A 16,808-nucleotide genomic window follows, 5' to 3' on the forward strand; every position below is an offset into this window, starting at 1 on the left:
TCCATGATCCGATCTGTCATTTGTCTCGCTTTCGCCGCTGGCTTGCCCCTGAGCTGCCTTGCCGATTCGCAGGTTACTGAAGCAAACGTCGACCCCGTTAGTGTGTACGAGCGTCAAGCAGACGGGCTGTACGTTCGAACTGGCAAGCGTTCGGTCGAGGAGTTGTCGTTACCATTGGCGCTGCTCGAGCAAAGCCCTAGGGGCTACCTGAAGGTTTCACTCAGTGGGCAGGAGCTTTGGCTCGACAGCATGGATGTCGAAGTATTTCCGCCGCCGAGTATCGGAAACAGTGGCTGTGTGCCGACGCTTCAGGACTCAGTAGCGGCCGTCTCGCGCGGAGCCGGGGAGGGGTGCCCATGAAGCGGCTTGTTTGTGCTGCGCTGTTTCTGGCTGTAATGGGTGGCTGCGCGCAGGTTAGCGTGCCGAAATTGCCTATAGTCATGGGAGCCGATGACCCAACCATTACGCTATTCGACTCGCGTTTCCCTGGTGCGGCAGCTAACAAGGAACAGGTGAGTCTGCAGACCACCGATAGCTTTTTGCTGCAGCACCGTGCATTAGGCACTGCCGAAAATCTGCGTATCGACGAGTACACAAACTCAATCCTCAAGAAACTCCAGCGAACGTTACCGGGAACACCCGCTGCGGGTCGGATATACATTACGCCAAATACCGAGTTCAGCGCAGCGAGCTATGAGGACGGCGGGATTTACATCCCTTACAAGGTGCTAGGTGCGCTCGAGAGCGAAGACGAGCTAGCGGCGTTGATCGCACACGAGTACGCGCATGTTCTATTGAACCATCACAAGACTAATTGGCTTGATACTGCCTCTGGTTTGCTCTACAGCGCCGGTAAGCTGTACATCGGTCAGCGACAGGCTGATGTGGTAGAGAGCGATCTGCTGCGTATGCTTGCCATCAACGAGGCTGGGCTTGGAATGTCTCAGATCGGTCTTATTCCTGGTTTGACACGTTCTCAGGAGGACGAGGCTGATCGATTGGGCGCCGATCTCGTAATTCGGGCAGGGTACTCTTATATAGGTGCGCATAAATTGTTGAGCCGCATCAGGACTTGGGATGATATGACCAAGGCCCAACGCGAGGCACGTAAGAAAGACTATGTCCAGCTGTTTAAGCCTAGCGACAATAGCTTACTAGCTAAGGCCATTGACGGTCAGGTGGACAAACTCGAACATCAGGCCGAGAAGCTTATCGGGAAGTGGAGCCGGCACCATGATTCGGGAGGAGCTCGAATGGATGGTCTGCGCAGCTATATCAAGCAGCATTACGCTGAAGTGGAGCGGCCGTCCCTTCGTGTTGACGCTTATAAAAAGGTGATGGCCGCCTCTGAGGCTCGTCGTTTCTTCGAAGGATTAGACGAAGCTCATGTCTCCTCGCTTGCCCTAATGAAACAGGACCGTAAAGACGCTTTGTCCCGTGCACGTCAGGCTGGGCAAACCCCTGCATCCAATGCAGCTTTTGCGCGTCACGTACTGATCAATGCGTTGAGTGTGAACGGCCTCGGACGCGATGCGGTCGTTGAGCTTGAAAGCATCGTTTCTGATGAGCGGGCGCTCTACAGCGACAACTTGCTCATGGTGGAGGTGTTACGTGAGCGTGAGCCGGAGAAGGCGCTGACACTCGCACAGCGCAGCTACGATCGCTATGGTGAGCCGGTTGAACTCCTGCCTGACCTCATCACGCTGAACAAGCAGTTAAACCGGAACTGGATCGTGATGAAGCTGTATGGCGTTTGCGCCGCGAGGGCGATGGCCGCTACCGATAACGCTCTGTTAGACAGCTGCAACAAAGCCAAAGGGTGAGCGGTTGATAGGCGCATTCAAGCGTATCAACGTCGTAAGAAACTCGATGCATTGGCCAAGCGCTTGCGAGATCCCATCGCCTCGCGGATCGATCCTCAAGCCTATGCCCATGACCGCCAGGTGCGTATGGAGGCAGGCGCCTCACCGAAGACGCTCAACTTCGACACCCGCTATCCAGAAAGCAAAAACCCCCGAAATTCACTAGGAAAATCAGGGGTTTAGGTGTTTCGAATTGGTGGAGCCGGGGGGATCCAAAATATATGCATAACCTATTGTTCTTAAATACTTTTTTGAAAGATCTATTGTTAGATGCCCCCATAAGTGCCCCGTGCACGTATTTCCGATGAGCGGCCTTTAGAAGGAGTTGAACTGGCGTCCTGAACTCTCGTTTCGCGACAGGGCGATGCCGGTCGACCACCGAGGAGGATTCAGTAGAATCAGTCGCCTACAGCATAACCCCGGTTACCTGGGCGGGAGGGTTCGATGCCCAGCTTAGCAGCAGGTGTTGGCTAGATGTCAGGTCCGGTAGTTGGGGTTTTTCCGCGGTAGCGCACCATGGGCTCATCTAGGACGATTTGAGCTGAGGTGCGGTATGAGACACTCGATGGTTACCTGTCACAACTGTGGCAAAGCGATGGTTCCGAGGGCGTCATATAGCCGTGGTTTCTGGGGTTATTCGCCTTCGTCCAATCATTGCCCCTTTTGCCTGAGTGAGAACTGGCACGGCGGAAATCCAGGGCTAGGGGCTCGGCTGTTCGCTTTGGTTGGCCTGGGTCTTGGTGTTCTGGCCTGCGCGTTGGTGGGAGCTCTTCTATTTAAAGTGCAGTGGTGGCTTGGTGTCGAGGGACAGTGGCCTCTATTGACGCTGGGCACATGTGCTGTGTCAGTTAGCGCGGGATACCATTTTTACAACTGGTTTGTTGATTGCTGACCGGTGACCATGCTGTGGAAGGCAGCAATCGGCCGATTCTGTTGAAAAAGTAGGTTTAGCGGCAGCAAGGCGGTCGGATGTACCTGCTGTCGAAATGGCTGCAAGCCACTTCAAGTTGCCTTCCGGCGTTTCACTGAGCGTCCTTGCTCCGGTTTAAGGGTTAATTTGAGGGTTTCTGCTCGTAGCAGGCGTACCTATCCCGTCAGCGGTGGCCCTTGAGGCAAAAGCTTGGCCATGCGGCGCAGGTTCTGCACCATCGCAGCTAAGGTGAATTCGTCAGTGGCACCCGTTAGGCCACGCAGTCGTAAACGGTCGAGTTTCATGATCCGTTTGAGGTGGGCGAAAAGCATTTCCACCTTCTTTCGTTCGCAGCGAGAGACGAGGTATTCCGGTGTCTTGGCGATGCGTCGAGCCACGTCGCGGGAAGACTCATGGATGCTGCGGACGATCTTCCGATTCGGCGTGTTGGGGCAGCATTTCGCTTTCAACGAGCAGGTGGCGCAGTCGGTTTGGCTGGAGCGGTAAATGATGGTGTTGGCCTTGGTTACCCGCGATCTTTGCTGAGTGAAGGCACGCCATTCACTGCGTAGCGGTTTGCCGGCTGGGCAGCGATATTCATTGGCTTCCTGATTCCAGTGGAAGTCGTTACTGGAGAGGCTGTCGTCCTTGCGCTCGGTCTTGTCCCACACCGGCACATGCGGCTCGATGTCCTTTTCTTCTACCATCCAGGCCAGCATCGGGGCGGTGCCATAAGCGGTATCGCCGATAAGGCGTTCCGGCGTGAGATCGAAATGCGCTTCGACACGCTCGACCATCGTCCTGGTCGAGTCGACTTCGGCGGTACGGTGCGCCGGGGTAGCTTCCACGTCCATGATCACACCGTGCTCAGTGTCGATCAGGTAATTCGTGGAGTAGGCAAAAAAGGCCGGGCCACCTGGCGCTGCTGTCCAACGGGACTGAGGGTCTGTGAGCGAAATTTTCTTGGGAAGAGCCTCAGCCAGCGCCTCTTCATCAAGGGCTTCGAGGTACTCACGCACTGCTCGGCTGCTGAGCTTTGGGTCGTTCCAATCGACCTGATCTCCCGCCACCCCACGTTGCCGGCTGGCATCCGCCTTAATGATGCTGGCGTCGACGGCGAAACCTTCACCCTTGACTAGGCCGGCTGCCATGCAGCGCCGCAGCACCTCATTGAATAACCAGCGGAATAGATCGCTGTCACGAAAACGCCCATGGCGATTCTTCGAGAAGGTCGAGTGATTGGGTACTTCGTCTTCCAGACCCAGCCGGCAGAACCAGCGATAGGCCAGGTTCAGGTGCACCTCTTCGCACAATCGCCGCTCGGAACGAATGCCATAGCAGTAGCCGACGACCAGCATGCGCACCATCAACTCCGGGTCAATCGAGGGGCGCCCGATGGGGCTATAGAAATCCGCCAGGTAGGCACGCAGATCACTGAGATCCAGGCACTGGTCGATGCTTCGCAGGAGATGTTGGGCCGGGACGTGATCTTCCAGATTGAACGAGTAGAACAGGCGCTGCTGTCCTCCCGGTAACTGTCCCATCATGCTGTTCGCCTCCACGCCCGCTGACAAAGCAATTTTGCCAACGGCATGGGGAGGTCGCTACTTTTTCAACAGAATCGGCCAAAAGCGGACGATTGCTGGCAGGTATTCAAGCTATGTCCCCAGGCCCTGGGGAAATAGCTTGGGGTTTGAGAAAGCCTGCTTAAGGTGGTCGTACACCAATCGCACCCGCTTCGATACAGGACCCTGCTGCGGGCGGTATATGAACAGATCCCATGGTGCTGGAGCGTGATCAGCCAAAACGGCAACCAGCTTTCCTGACCGCAGATGAGGCTCAGCCAGATAGGCAGGAATTTGGCCAAAACACATGCCTGCCAGGGTGGCTTCCAATTCCGTATCTGGATCATCACAGATAAGCGCTGGCTGCCTGGGCGCGAACGTTTGCCCGTCGGCAAATAGCCAAGGCCAAGGGCGGCCATTTTTCCGGTCGATCAGGACTGAAAGTGGCAGCTTAGCTAAGGCATCCAAAGATTTAGGTGGTGTCTTTTGGCCTATGAGAGACGGGCACGCGACAACGTAAAACGGCACGGGAGCTAAGGCACGTGCAACGTAGCGCCGGTCGCGAATAACCCCCACCCGGATACCAATATCGATATGCGCTTCAACGGCATCAGTCATCTGATCTTCCAAGCGGAGATCGAATTGCAGGTCAGGATGTGCAGCGGCCAGGGGCTGAAGAAACGGTATTAGGAAGCGCCTGCCAATAGCATGTGGAGCCGTAATCCCCACCTTACCTGACAGCTCAGGCTCCGTCCTGTGCGACCGGAATAGCGTATCGAAATGATCCAGAGCTGACATGGCATCTTTGGCGTAATCCTGACCGAAAGCAGTGATGCTCACCTGGCGGGTATTGCGGTGGAACAGTGATTCGCCAAGCTCAGTTTCCAGGGCTTGAATGGCTCGAGTCACCCCTTGTGGGGAGATGCCTAATCGAGTTGCCGCTTCGCGGAAGCTACCTGCCTCTGCTGCTGTGCAAAAAATCCTAACCATCTCCATGCGGTTAAGCATGTTGCCCCCCCCCATTTATTCCATTTTCAGGAATAGTATAATCCAATCATTTCCATTTATTGAGATCAATCATGGGTCTAAAGTTTGCGCACTGCCAGGTTAACCAGCCATGGCGAAGTACAAACCCGCCGATGAGGTTCTCAGCATGAGCAATAACATTTCTGGAAAAGTTGTCGTTATCACCGGTGCCAGTAGCGGCCTGGGTGAGGTTACTGCACGCCACCTTGCTGCGCTTGGCGCTCGCGTAGTGCTGGCTGCACGTCGCAAAGATAAACTCGACGCATTGGTGGCTGAGCTGACCAATGCAGGTGGTCAGGCAATCGCGTATCAGACCGATGTTACCTCTCAGGAAGAGGTCAAAACGCTCATTCAAGGTGCCGTGGACACCTACGGTCGCATTGATGTACTGGTCAACAATGCCGGACTGATGGCGATTGCACCGCTCAGCGATGCTCGCACTGACGAGTGGGATCGCATGATCGATATCAACATCAAGGGTCTGCTGTACGGAGTCGCGGCTGCATTGCCAGTCTTCCAGAAACAAAACAGTGGTCACTTCATCAACATCGCATCGGTTGCAGGCCTGAAGGTGTTTAGCCCAGGTGGCACCGTGTACAGCGGCACCAAGTTTGCTGTGCGGGCTATCTCCGAAGGACTGCGTCACGAAGTCGGTGGCAGCATCCGCACCACGACTATCGAACCGGGCGCCGTGGACTCCGAACTGAAATTCGGCAGCACCCACCAACAGAGCCGCGATTTCGTGGTGGACTTCTACAAGCATGCAATTCCCGCCGAATCGGTCGCTCGAGCTATCGCCTTCGCAATTGAGCAGCCTGCTGACGTGGATATTAACGAGATCGTTCTGCGCCCAACCGTGCAGGAATTCTAATGAGTTGAGGGCCTGTCTCTTCGGCGTCAGGCCCCGCTTATCTGGAGTGAAAAGCGGTGAGTGCCACATGGCCCGGAAGAAAAGAAGCAAGCGCTCGATGCAGGTGCTGAATGCCCTGCAATTCTTCAGCAGCTTGCAGCTGTTCGTGGGGCTGACAACGGATTGATGGCAACGGTTATGGAGAGCTATCTACGGGAAGAGTTTCCCAGTAGCGAAATCAGGAGCGATTCGCAGAACAAGTCCATTGACGAGACCATCTCCATCGTCCGCTCCTACCTGCGGTAGAGGCACCAGGGTGCCCTCGGTGAGGGAAAATTTAGTTAGCTAGTAAAGGAAGCGCCATCATGAAATCACGTGCAGCAGTTGCCTTCGGGCCTGGAAAGCCACTGGAAATCGTCGAGATCGACGTCGAGCCGCCGCGCAAGGGCGAGGTGCTTGTCAGGATCACGAATACCGGCGTTTGCCATACCGACGCCTTCACCCTGTCGGGCGAGGACCCGGAAGGCGTGTTCCCGGCGGTGCTGGGCCATGAGGGCGCCGGCATCGTGGTCGAGGTCGGCGAGGGCGTGACCTCGGTCAAGCCGGGTGACCACGTGATCCCGCTGTACACCGCCGAGTGCGGTGAGTGCCTGTTCTGCAAGAGCGGCAAGACCAACCTGTGCGTGGCGGTGCGCGCCACCCAGGGCAAGGGCGTGATGCCCGATGGCACCACCCGCTTCAGCTACAACGGCCAGCCGATCTACCACTACATGGGCTGCTCGACCTTCAGCGAATACACGGTGGTGGCCGAAGTCTCGCTGGCCAAGATCAACCCGGACGCCAATCCCGAGCATGTCTGCCTGCTGGGTTGCGGTGTGACCACCGGCATCGGCGCTGTTCACAACACGGCCAAGGTTCAGCCGGGTGACTCTGTGGCCATCTTCGGCCTCGGCGGCATCGGGCTCGCTGCGATTCAGGGGGCACGCCAGGCCAAGGCGGGTCGCATCATCGCCATCGACACCAATCCAGCGAAGTTCGAGCTGGCTCGTACCTTCGGCGCGACCGAATGCCTCAACCCGAAGGACTTCGACAAGCCGATTCACGAGGTTCTCATCGAGATGACCGGTTGGGGTGTCGATCACACCTTCGAGTGCATCGGCAACGTCAACGTGATGCGCTCGGCACTGGAAGCAGCACATCGTGGCTGGGGCCAGTCGATCGTCATCGGCGTGGCTGGTGCAGGCAAGGAAATTTCGACGCGCCCGTTCCAGTTGATCACCGGTCGCACCTGGAAGGGCTCGGCTTTCGGCGGGGTCAAGGGCCGCACTCAACTTCCCGGCATGGTGGAGGACGCAATGAAAGGCGAGATCGATCTCGCCCCGTTCGTCACCCACACCATGGGCCTCGACGACATCAACAAGGCCTTCGACCTGATGCATGAAGGCAAGTCGATTCGCACGGTGATCCACTACTGATCGCCCACTACCCATTCAACGCCAACCACCAAGGAAATTAATCATGTCCACTCCTGTCATTTCTGGCGATGGCATCTTTTCGCACATCTTTATCGGCGCTGCCGACCTTCAGAAGTCGGTCGCGTTCTACGCCGCCGCTCTGGGTGCTCTTGGCATCAAGAACCTCGGTCCTTTCAACAACGGATGGGTACTTTTCGGTCGCGAAAAGCCGGCTTTCATCATCGCCCGCCCGGGCAATGGTGAAGCGCCTTCCAGCAACGGCGTGACGATCGGCTTTGCGGCCGCCACTCCCGCTGAAGTGGATGCCTTCCACGCCGCCGGCCTTGCCGCAGGCGGCACTGACGAGGGCCAACCTGGCGCACGTGGTCACCTGCCGGGTGCCTATGCTGCCTACCTGCGTGATCCGGCGGGCAACAAGGTCTGCTCGTACACCTTCGTCTGAAAGCAAGGAAGCTGAGAGCGTTCTGACAGGGTCAGCACAAGCCTCTATTATACGGCGAGCCTGTTAGACGGACTGCGTAACGCGGTGCATGCTCATGAAGATCGGCCCGCAGCCATGTGTGAAACGCATGGCTGCGGGCATTTGTTTTGAAGCGTGCTTTTCAACCAATGAGAAATGAGGTCGTTATGAAAGAGCCGGCCAATATCAATACGACGACCGTACAACCCACCCCAACCGCCACCGTGTACGGCATGCCGGCTTATGCCGATCGTGCTGCAGCCGTGGGTGAAGTGCATGCGCGCCCGCATCTGTTGCTTGAGGCCCCCCGCGGTATATTGCAGCTCGCTTTCATGACCGAAGGTGACCAGACCAGGGATCAGATGGCGATGAGCGAGTTGTCTCATCGCTTCGGCGTTGCCGAGCCCGACCACGCTACGCCGCTACACGGCATGACATGGGATGAGGGAGACCTTCACTGTGAAAAGCACACCGAGTTCTCTACGTATCTCTGGTGCGCTTCGCTGGATTCCAAGACGGGAGAGCCTTGCGGAGAAAATCCCTTCAAACATGGATTTGTTCCTCCGGGCCCGGTCATATCCGGCATCCGCTTGAGACTTCTTCCGTGGATACCAGAAACGGAGAAGGAGGCTGATCGCTTCGATCCTGCCAGCCTGTGCTACTCGTTGGTAGAGAACGGCTCTGCCGCCATCTTGACCGACTTCCGACAGGATGAGGATGGCCTGACGCAGATCCTCATCCTTGCTCGTGATTTGACCCCGGCGCGGGCAGGTGCGCTGGCTCAACTTCTATTGGAGATCGAGACGTACCGTACCTTGGCGTTGCTGTCTCTGCCGTTGACGCGATCGATGACGTCGGAGCTGCGACACATGGAGTCGCGCCTTGCTGCGATCACTGACGAGATGTGTACGAATTTGGTAGAACGCCGCGATAGCGACGTGCTGCTTTCCGAATTGACAGGTCTGGCCGCCGAACTGGAAGCTGGCGTCGCGGCAAATCTCTATCGCTTCGGCGCCAGCCGTGCCTACTACGAGATCGTCGAGGAAAGGCTGGCTGCGCTTTCAGAAGTGGCCGTATCCGGATACAGCACCTGGGCGGATTTCCTGCAGCGTCGCATCGCTCCAGCCATGCGGGAGTGCCAATCCGTAAAGGAGCGCCAGGCCAAGCTCTCCGACAAACTGACCCGAGCCATCGCGTTGCTGCGTTCGTGGATCGACGTCGAACTTGAACGCCAGAACCGCGATCTGCTGGCTTCGATGAACAACCGGGCCAAGTTGCAATTGCGCCTTCAGCAAACCGTCGAAGGCCTGTCGGTCGCGGCAATTTCTTATTACGTCGTGAGTCTTCTCGGCTACCTGCTCAAGGGCATTCCGATCGTTCACGACAGCGTGGCGCCGGTGATGGCGGTTCTGGTACCTGCGGTGATGCTGACGATCTGGTGGATCGTCCGCAGGATAAGACACGCCCACAGCGACACGGCGGCGGAAGAGAAATCTTCCTGACGAGCTGCCGTCCTGGCGCGCGATAGCTGCGCCGTCCGTTTGAACAGAGGAGAACAACATGCCAAGCAATTCTTTCGGTGAATCCTCTTGTACCGCTGCGGCCTGCATTGAAGCGTTTGTAGACCTTATTCCAGTAGCCAAACGCCTTGGGCAGGTCTCTCCAGGGACATCCCGTGCGCATGCGGTACAGCATGCCCTCCACGGTCATTCGTAGATCACGCTTGTTGTAGATGGCCTTGTGCAGCAGAATTTCCCGCAGCTTCGACCAATGCTCATCGCTGAGCAGTAATCGGGGCATTGCAAGCTCGTATCGATGTTGGGTCAGAGCTTCAACGATACGGGCTTGCTCTTATAGATCAATGGGTTAGCGCGAAATGGCAACAGACCCTAGCAAACCAGTTCAAATAACGTGGCGCAGTAGTTTTATCAGGTCCAAATGCGCCGTTTGGCCTGCGTCAGTTTCCCGGTGGTCTCCAGCCGTACATACACCAAACGCCTCTGGTCATCCACCGCGTCGCAACTCCCTGACACCCCGGCCCAGCTTGCGGCGCAACAGGGCCCGCAGGGTCACCCCATCCGAGTACCCGACCTGTGCGGCGACCTGGTCGACGCTCGCGTTTCCGGTGCGCAAGAGATGGACGGCATGCTCCACGCGCAGGTCCTGGAAATACGACAGCGGCGTCTTGCCCAAAACGCTTTGCAGCCGCCGCGCCAAGGTGCGCTCGCTTGTGCCCGCGGCGCAGGCCGCTTCGGCCAGCGAGAACCCCTTCGCGAGCCGACGTCTGGCCCAGCATTCGAAGCGCTCCACCATCGGGTCGGCATGCGCAAGGTGGTCGGGAATCACGAACTCGGCTTGCGAACTGCGTGCCTCGACCAGCAGATAGCGTGCTACTAGGGCCGCCAGCGCCGGACTGCGCCCCCGGATGATGCGCAAGGCCAGGTCGACGTGGGCCAAAGCGGCACCCGCGGTAGTGAAGCGTGTCGAGTTCACGATCATGCGTGACTCGTCCAGCGTGACGTTCGGATAGCGCTGCCGAAACATCGGCCCCAGCCACCATGACGTCGTCGCACGATGCCCATCAAGCAGGCCACTCTCTGCAAGCAAGAAACTACCGGAGCAGGCGGCACCAAGGTGCGCGCCAGCGGTGGACCACTGCTGTAGCACGGCGACCGCATCGGGCACGTCGGGGCGTGTGAGCCGAGCCGAGAGCGTGTCAGGCATCTTTTCACCAAACGCGGGCACGAGCACGACGTCTGGTTCCGGCACACCACGCGCAGTGACCACGGGGACCGTCAAGCCTTGCGCAGTTCGGATGCGACGCCGCACGCCCACCAGCGTGAGCTCTATGTGCGCGGGAGCCTGTGGCAGCGAGCCCGACATCGCATTGGCCAAGCCCACTGTGTCGGTGAGCGCCGCAAGCCCCAGATCAAACACGCCATCACAAACAAGGATGTGGATTTTCATGGCAACAATGATATCAATGTTGTCATTATTGTCTATAGAGATGGCTGTCATGAAGACTTAGACTGCAGGCTCGTCGATCCATTCATCTAACCCAGTTACCCAAAGGATTACAGTATGACCAAGCTCGCCCTGTTTGTTCGCCTCGAAGCCAAACCCGGCCAGGAGGCTGCGCTTGCCGACTTCCTGGCCAGCGCACTGCCGCTCGCCAACGCCGAGTCCGGCACCACTGCCTGGTTCGCATTGAAGTTTGGCCCTTCGACGTTCGGTGTGTTCGATGCCTTTGCCGATGAGGCAGGTCGCCAAGCACATCTGAACGGCCAGATCGCCGCGGCCTTGATGGCCAACGCCGCGACCTTGCTCAGTTCTCCGCCCAATATCGAGAAGGTCGAACTGCTTGCAGCCAAACTGCCTGCATGACAACCCGGCCTTGACCCAATCAGGTCACGCTGCAGGATGGGGGGCACAAGCTCTACGCAGCGATCCCCCCCTCGATTGCACTTGCCCAGGGAGCTACCTTCCACAGCGACGGGGGGCAATATTGCAGCCAGAACTTCCAAGCTGCGTCAGCAAGCAGGGGCAACATCAGGGCTGGCTGTGATGTTCCGATTCGTCGGGTAGTTATCGAGAAGTACCGACTGTTTGCAACGTGTCGGTACCGAGAGCCGTCTGGGCGAGCCAGATTTCCGGCCCATTGGAAGTCCGCAGTCCGCAAGCGCGGATCGATCGAGCGATTTGTTGAAAATCAACGACCTAGCACCGGGCCGTTCGGGCTAGTGAGGGTTTCTGGGGGGGCGTAACGATTCGAACTCCTGCAGGGGCTCGGTGGGGTGGAACCCTGCGCCAAACCTATGTAACTCAGCGCCTTGCGACCGCTGCAAACTCCTGCGGAAAGGTGCGGAATCCGGGCCTTGATGCCCGCAATCCTACCAGTTCTGCCCTGGTCGGGTCACCAACCGAGCGCATCAGACAGGGCGCCAGTTCTATTCCCGTTTGGGAATTGAACCCGCGTCAGCATCCACTCATCCGACGTTCGATCAGGCGGTGACGAACCGCTCCCGAAATGCTCGCCGGACCTGGTCGTAAGGCACAGGGCTGGTGGCGTGCGGGACCAGCGCGCTTCTGTCGCCGATGAGGTAGTTGATCCGGTAGGTGCAGTTTCCGGAGGGGTGCAGCATGCCGGCAATCACCCGGTCGGGATTCAGAACCCGCTCCTGGATCAGGCGGTCCAGCACGCTCTGGACCTACGGCCCCAAGCCAACGAACATGGCATCTTTCAGTTCTTCGACTTCCGCCGCGAAGTGCTACAGCAGGTACTTCCTCAGCAAGGGGTGCTTGGTCATATCCGGTGAGCCACGGTAATCGTCGTCCTTTACGAATACCGGATAGCGCAGACATTGATTTTCGTGCGTTAGAGAGGGCCTCGCTGCCCAAAAGCCTCACGCGCAAACTCCAAGAAGCTGCGCAGCTTTGGAGTCATTCTTCGGTCAGGGGCATAGAGGATGTGCATTGCGGTATTCGGCACCGGGTACTGCGGCAACAGACGCACCAGTGTCCCATCGCGCAGTGCATCGCTAACCAACTCTATCGGCTGTAGAACCACGCCTAGACCAGCTACAGCCGCTGCCAGCAGTGGATCACCTTGATTGATCGTTAATTTGCTTGTAATAGGAACATCTATACGCCCCTCCGGGCTGTCGAAGCTCCAGTGTGAGCGGCCATCAGAATAGGTAAACCCCAGACATTCCTGCTGCTGTAGATCCCACGGATTGATGATGGGAGGGCGACGTGCAAGATAGGACGGCGCAGCGCATAAAACCATCTGATAGGGCTCCAGTGGCAATGCCTTCAACCCACTGCTCGCCAGCTCGCCGATGCGAAATACCACGTCGTAACCATCATCAACGATATCGACCAGTTCGTTCGATAACGTTAGGTCAACAGACACCTGAGGATACCGAACCATGTATTCCAGCAGGCGTGGCGAAAGCGTGCGGATTCCGAACGTGACCGGCGCGTTGATGCGAAGGCGGCCGCTTGGTGTGCCCCGAGTGAGGGCAGCCAGGCTCTCGGCAGACTGCATGTCTGCAAGGATCAGTTTTGCTCGCGGGTAGAACGCCCTGCCGAAGTCGGTGAGGCTTTGCCTGCGCGTAGTCCGGTGCAGCAGGGAAACACCCAGATGTTGTTCGAGCATTTTCACCTGTTTCCCTACCAATTGAGGGGACAGATTCAGGTCGTCCGCAGCGGCGCTGAATGAACCCAGCTCAACTGTTTTGACGAACGTGGCCATCTGGGTCAGGCGATCCATTATAAACACTCTGTTTCTAGTAATACGCCATCGTAGGCATTTATCTAGCGCCAACCAATGACTAAATTTTTGTCACCTTTCGAGTGCCCGGATACCTTCCGGATGTACGTCGAGGCCCATTGATAAACGAGGTATTTATGATGGCACGCATTGTCAGAATTCATGAATACGGTGACGCCAGCGTTCTGAAGCTGGAAGATCTGGAAGTATCGGCACCAGCAGCAAACGAGGTGCAAATTAGTGTTAAAGCTTTTGGCTTGAACCGAGCCGAAGTGATGTTCCGCAATCACGCATACCTACAAGAAGCGGAGTTCCCCAGCCGCTTAGGCTACGAGGCCGCAGGCATCGTAACGGCAGTTGGGAGCGACGTAACCGAGATCACGATTGGTGACTCGGTCGCTCTGATCCCACCTCTGGATATTGCTCGCTGGGGCACCTACGGCGAGTTGGCCAATGTACCGGCCCACCTGGTGGTAAAGAGCCCTGAGAACTTGTCCTTTGAAGAGGCTGCGGCGTCTTGGATGCAGTACGTCACCGCCTGGGGGGGATTGATTGAACAGGCGAAGCTACGTCAGGGCGATTTTGTCATCGTTACCGCCGCGTCAAGCAGTGTTGGCTTGGCCGCCTTCCAAATGGCTCGTATGGTCGGCGCCACATCGATTGCGATCACTCGAACTCACGCGAAGAAGCAAGCCCTACTTGATGCAGGCGCTGCGCATGTCATCGTCAGCGATGAAGAGGATATCGTCGAGCGTGTTATGACGATAACTGCCGGTCAAGGCGCTCGCGTTGTATTCGATCCTGTAGGCGGGCCGTCCTTGGAACCTCTCACGCAGAGCATGGCGCGGGGCGGAATTTTGCTGGAGTACGGCGCACTTAGCTCTGAACCGACACCATTCCCACTGTTTACCGTGCTGGGCAAAAGCCTGACTTTGAAGGGCTATCTCTACGCAGAGATTGTGGCCGACCCTGAAGCCCTAGAGAGAGCAAAGGCTTTTATTCTGCAAGGGTTGGAGTCCGGTGCGTTGCGCCCGATCATCGCAAAGACATTCACACTTAGCGACATCCAGGATGCCCATCGTTTCCTTGAAGCCAATCAGCAGATCGGCAAGATCGTGGTAACTGTCTGACCAGCAATTATGGGGCTGAGAGCGTAATCCTTCGGCCCCGATTCAAGCCAGCCCTGATGACCGCTTTTGGCCGATTCTGTGTATCCGTCCGGCCAACACACCTTCTTGGCCCCGACGCCAAAGGCGATGGTGTCCACCTGATTTAAGTGGACACCATTTCTAGCCTTTTATGCCGCTGGGCAAACCTATTTTCCCGAGGGCGTGGCGCGGCCGGGTTGGTATCAGCCAACGGACAGAGGTGTTGAGCGCAGGCTGGGAGAAAGACTCGCTTGGCTGCGCTCGCTCGATGATGAGACGCCGCCAGAGGCGGACGCCTGATCGGTCCATCCGAAACCTGCCCATCGTGATCTCACAAACTACAGGATAAGCACATGCCAGCCTCTTCTTTCGGTGAGTCCTCGGCGCATATCAGACGGAGACGCGTTGCCCGCTATCTACGCACTGAGTCTGGGGCTGCGGTGCTGCTGGTGATCGTCACGGTTGTGGCGCTGGCGTGGGCGAACTCGCCGCTATCCGATGCCTATTTCGAGTTGTGGCACCTGGACGTCGGGTTCAACTTTGGGCCATTGGGCCTGCACATGGATCTGCATCACTGGGTCAACGACGGCCTGATGGTCGTCTTCTTCTTCCTGATCGGCCTGGAGGTGCGTCAGGAATTCGCCCACGGGTCGCTCAGGGACCGCAGCCGTGCCCGTCTCGCTCTGATCGCGGGGGTCGCGGGTGTCGTGCTGCCCGCGCTGCTGTATGTCCTGATCGTGGGGCTGGCAGGAAGTGAGGGCCTGCGCGGGTGGGGGGCGGTGGTCGGTACCGATACGGCGTTCATGCTGGGCACCCTGGCGATCGTCGGCCCGCGGCTATCCGGTCAGTTGCGCGTGTTCTTGCTCACCCTGACCGTGGTCGATGACTTCCTCGCCGTGTCCATCATCGGCATCGTCTATAGCGAGGAGATCCGCGTCGTCCCGTTGCTGATCGCCCTCGCCAGTCTCGTCGGGTTGTGGTTGCTGGGGCGCACCCGCCAGTGGCGGGCAACGCCGTATGTGCTGATCGTGATCGTGCTGTGGCTCGCGACCGTGTACTCCGGCATTCATGCCTCCCTCGCCGGGATGGCCGCGGGGCTCCTGATCCCCGCCTACGCAACGCAACGTCACAAGGTCGTCGCGGCAAGACAGTTGTTCCGTGACTTCTGGCAGTCTCCGAGTGCCGCATCGGCTCGCGCAGTGGACTGCGGGCTGTCCCAGGGTATCTCGGTGAATGAGCGGCTGCACGAGTTCCTGCGGCTGCCGACAGCGCTGCTGATCGTGCCGGTGTTCGCCTTGGCGAACGCCGGGGTGGACCTGCGTGGTGGGCTGCTCGCGGAGGCCTTCGGCTCGCCCGTGACCTGGGGCGTCATCGCGGGGCTCGTGCTCGGCAAGCTCCTGGGCATCGGGCTCATCACTCTCGCCGCGGTCCGCCTCGGCTTGGGGCGCCTGCCGGCGGGTGTCGGAATGGGGAGCGTGTTCGGTGGTGCGGCACTGTCCGGGATCGGGTTCACCGTGTCGCTGCTCATCATCGGACTCGCGTTCGGCACGACCTCCGACCTGGGCCGCCAGGCGACGGTCGGCGTGCTCGTGTCGATGATGCTCGCCACGTTGCTCGGGTGGCTCATCTTCAAGGTTGCCGCACGCAGGTGGGGTGAGGAGACCGCCGATCTGCCGATGGTGCTTGAGCCGCCGGTCGATCCCGAGGTCGATCACATCCGCGGGCCAGAGGACGCGCAGCTCACGCTGGTGGAGTACGTGGACTTCGAGTGCGCGTACTGTGCGCACGCTACCGGTTCTTGGGAGGATCTGCGCGCCCACTTCGGGGACGACCTGCGGTATGTGGTGCGCCATTTGCCGCACCACCCGCATGGGCCGATCGCCGCGCGTGCGTCCGAGGCGGCATCGAATCAGGGGATGTTCTGGCCGTGGCTGGACTTCGTGTTTACCCGTCAGCACGCGCTGGAGCGCGAGGATCTGATCGGCTACGCCGTAGAGCTTGGGCTCGACGTCGATCGGTTCATCGCGGATCTCGACAGCTCTGCGGTGATCGAGCGTGTCGAGCGCGACCTCGCCAGTGCGGTCGCCAGCGGTGCGCATGTCACGCCGACGTTCTTCGTCGAGGGTCGCCGCCTGCGCGGTAGCTACGACGCCCGCACTGTCACCGCAGCGCTCGAAGCCAGTCGCCGCGGCCCCCGGACTCAGGAAGTCCCGTCCTGAGCGGGACGAACTACAGGATAA

15 protein-coding genes and 2 pseudogenes are annotated in these 16,808 nt (G+C 58.4%); 11 read left to right on the plus strand and 6 right to left on the minus strand.

All coding sequences use genetic code 11. The annotated features are described in order from the left end of the window. Positions 1-3 precede the first annotated feature (3 nt). Both C1896_04510 and C1896_04515 read left to right on the plus strand, forming a co-directional pair. Entirely contained in the window at positions 4-360 is a 357-nt protein-coding gene (locus C1896_04510; GenBank protein AZZ44239.1) for a hypothetical protein, read from the plus strand. Continuing rightward, a complete protein-coding gene (locus tag C1896_04515; GenBank protein ID AZZ44240.1) occupies positions 357-1,823 on the plus strand; it encodes a hypothetical protein in 1,467 nt (488 codons plus the stop codon). The genes C1896_04510 and C1896_04515 overlap by 4 nt, the downstream gene beginning before the upstream one ends. A 1,125-nt stretch (positions 1,824-2,948) precedes the next feature. Here C1896_04515 and C1896_04520 read toward each other — a convergent pair. Together C1896_04520 and C1896_04525 are read right to left on the minus strand one after the other, a co-directional pair. Next, positions 2,949-4,319: an IS1182 family transposase gene (locus C1896_04520; GenBank protein AZZ44241.1), complete on the minus strand. Its 1,371-nt coding sequence runs from the start codon at positions 4,317-4,319 to the stop codon at positions 2,949-2,951. A 111-nt stretch (positions 4,320-4,430) separates the two neighbouring features. Next, on the minus strand, positions 4,431-5,345 hold the full coding sequence (locus C1896_04525) for a LysR family transcriptional regulator (GenBank protein ID AZZ47528.1): 915 nt from the start codon (positions 5,343-5,345) through the stop codon (positions 4,431-4,433). A gap of 145 nt (positions 5,346-5,490) precedes the next feature. On the opposite strand from C1896_04525, the gene C1896_04530 reads away from it, so the two are divergent. The 5 genes from C1896_04530 to C1896_04550 all read left to right on the plus strand — a co-directional run bounded on the left by C1896_04530 (position 5,491) and on the right by C1896_04550 (position 9,650). After that, positions 5,491-6,234 (plus strand): SDR family NAD(P)-dependent oxidoreductase, encoded by a 744-nt coding sequence (locus C1896_04530; protein ID AZZ47529.1) that lies wholly within the window; start codon positions 5,491-5,493, stop codon positions 6,232-6,234. A 60-nt stretch (positions 6,235-6,294) separates the two neighbouring features. Beyond that, entirely contained in the window at positions 6,295-6,519 is a 225-nt protein-coding gene (locus tag C1896_04535; protein ID AZZ44242.1) for a regulator, read from the plus strand. A gap of 59 nt (positions 6,520-6,578) precedes the next feature. Then, a complete protein-coding gene (locus tag C1896_04540) occupies positions 6,579-7,688 on the plus strand; it encodes an S-(hydroxymethyl)glutathione dehydrogenase/class III alcohol dehydrogenase (protein AZZ44243.1) in 1,110 nt (369 codons plus the stop codon). A gap of 43 nt (positions 7,689-7,731) precedes the next feature. Continuing rightward, a complete protein-coding gene (locus C1896_04545; protein AZZ44244.1) occupies positions 7,732-8,130 on the plus strand; it encodes a VOC family protein in 399 nt (132 codons plus the stop codon). A gap of 185 nt (positions 8,131-8,315) precedes the next feature. Beyond that, positions 8,316-9,650, plus strand: coding sequence for a DUF3422 domain-containing protein (locus tag C1896_04550; protein ID AZZ44245.1), 1,335 nt, complete (start codon positions 8,316-8,318; stop codon positions 9,648-9,650). Between the two features lie 103 nt (positions 9,651-9,753). On the opposite strand, the pseudogene C1896_04555 reads toward C1896_04550, so the two are convergent. Then, positions 9,754-9,948, minus strand: a pseudogene (locus C1896_04555) (IS5/IS1182 family transposase). A 204-nt stretch (positions 9,949-10,152) separates the two neighbouring features. Next, the gene (locus C1896_04560; protein AZZ44246.1) at positions 10,153-11,166 is read right to left on the minus strand and encodes an AraC family transcriptional regulator; all 1,014 of its coding nucleotides are present in this window, start codon (positions 11,164-11,166) and stop codon (positions 10,153-10,155) included. Between the two features lie 63 nt (positions 11,167-11,229). Here C1896_04560 and C1896_04565 point away from each other — a divergent pair, with 63 nt between their 5' ends. Next, a complete protein-coding gene (locus C1896_04565) occupies positions 11,230-11,532 on the plus strand; it encodes an antibiotic biosynthesis monooxygenase (GenBank protein AZZ44247.1) in 303 nt (100 codons plus the stop codon). 617 nt (positions 11,533-12,149) lie between these two features. Here C1896_04565 and C1896_04570 read toward each other — a convergent pair. Both C1896_04570 and C1896_04575 read right to left on the minus strand, forming a co-directional pair. Continuing rightward, entirely contained in the window at positions 12,150-12,347 is a 198-nt protein-coding gene (locus C1896_04570) for a hypothetical protein (GenBank protein ID AZZ44248.1), read from the minus strand. Between the two features lie 176 nt (positions 12,348-12,523). After that, the gene (locus tag C1896_04575) at positions 12,524-13,420 is read right to left on the minus strand and encodes a LysR family transcriptional regulator (protein AZZ44249.1); all 897 of its coding nucleotides are present in this window, start codon (positions 13,418-13,420) and stop codon (positions 12,524-12,526) included. Positions 13,421-13,560: 140 nt separating this feature from the next. Between C1896_04575 and C1896_04580 the strand changes: the two genes are divergently transcribed. The 3 genes and pseudogenes from C1896_04580 to nhaA all read left to right on the plus strand — a co-directional run bounded on the left by C1896_04580 (position 13,561) and on the right by nhaA (position 16,787). Then, complete coding sequence (locus tag C1896_04580) at positions 13,561-14,550, plus strand: NADPH:quinone reductase (protein AZZ47530.1); 990 nt, start codon at positions 13,561-13,563, stop codon at positions 14,548-14,550. 168 nt (positions 14,551-14,718) lie between these two features. Next, positions 14,719-14,868: pseudogene (locus tag C1896_04585) on the plus strand (recombination factor protein RarA). Between the two features lie 53 nt (positions 14,869-14,921). Next, on the plus strand, positions 14,922-16,787 hold the full coding sequence (gene nhaA, locus C1896_04590; protein AZZ44250.1) for a Na+/H+ antiporter NhaA: 1,866 nt from the start codon (positions 14,922-14,924) through the stop codon (positions 16,785-16,787). Positions 16,788-16,808 lie beyond the last annotated feature (21 nt).

The organism is Pseudomonadaceae bacterium SI-3 (genome assembly GCA_004010935.1).
Classification (GTDB): Bacteria; Pseudomonadota; Gammaproteobacteria; order Pseudomonadales; family Pseudomonadaceae; genus Stutzerimonas.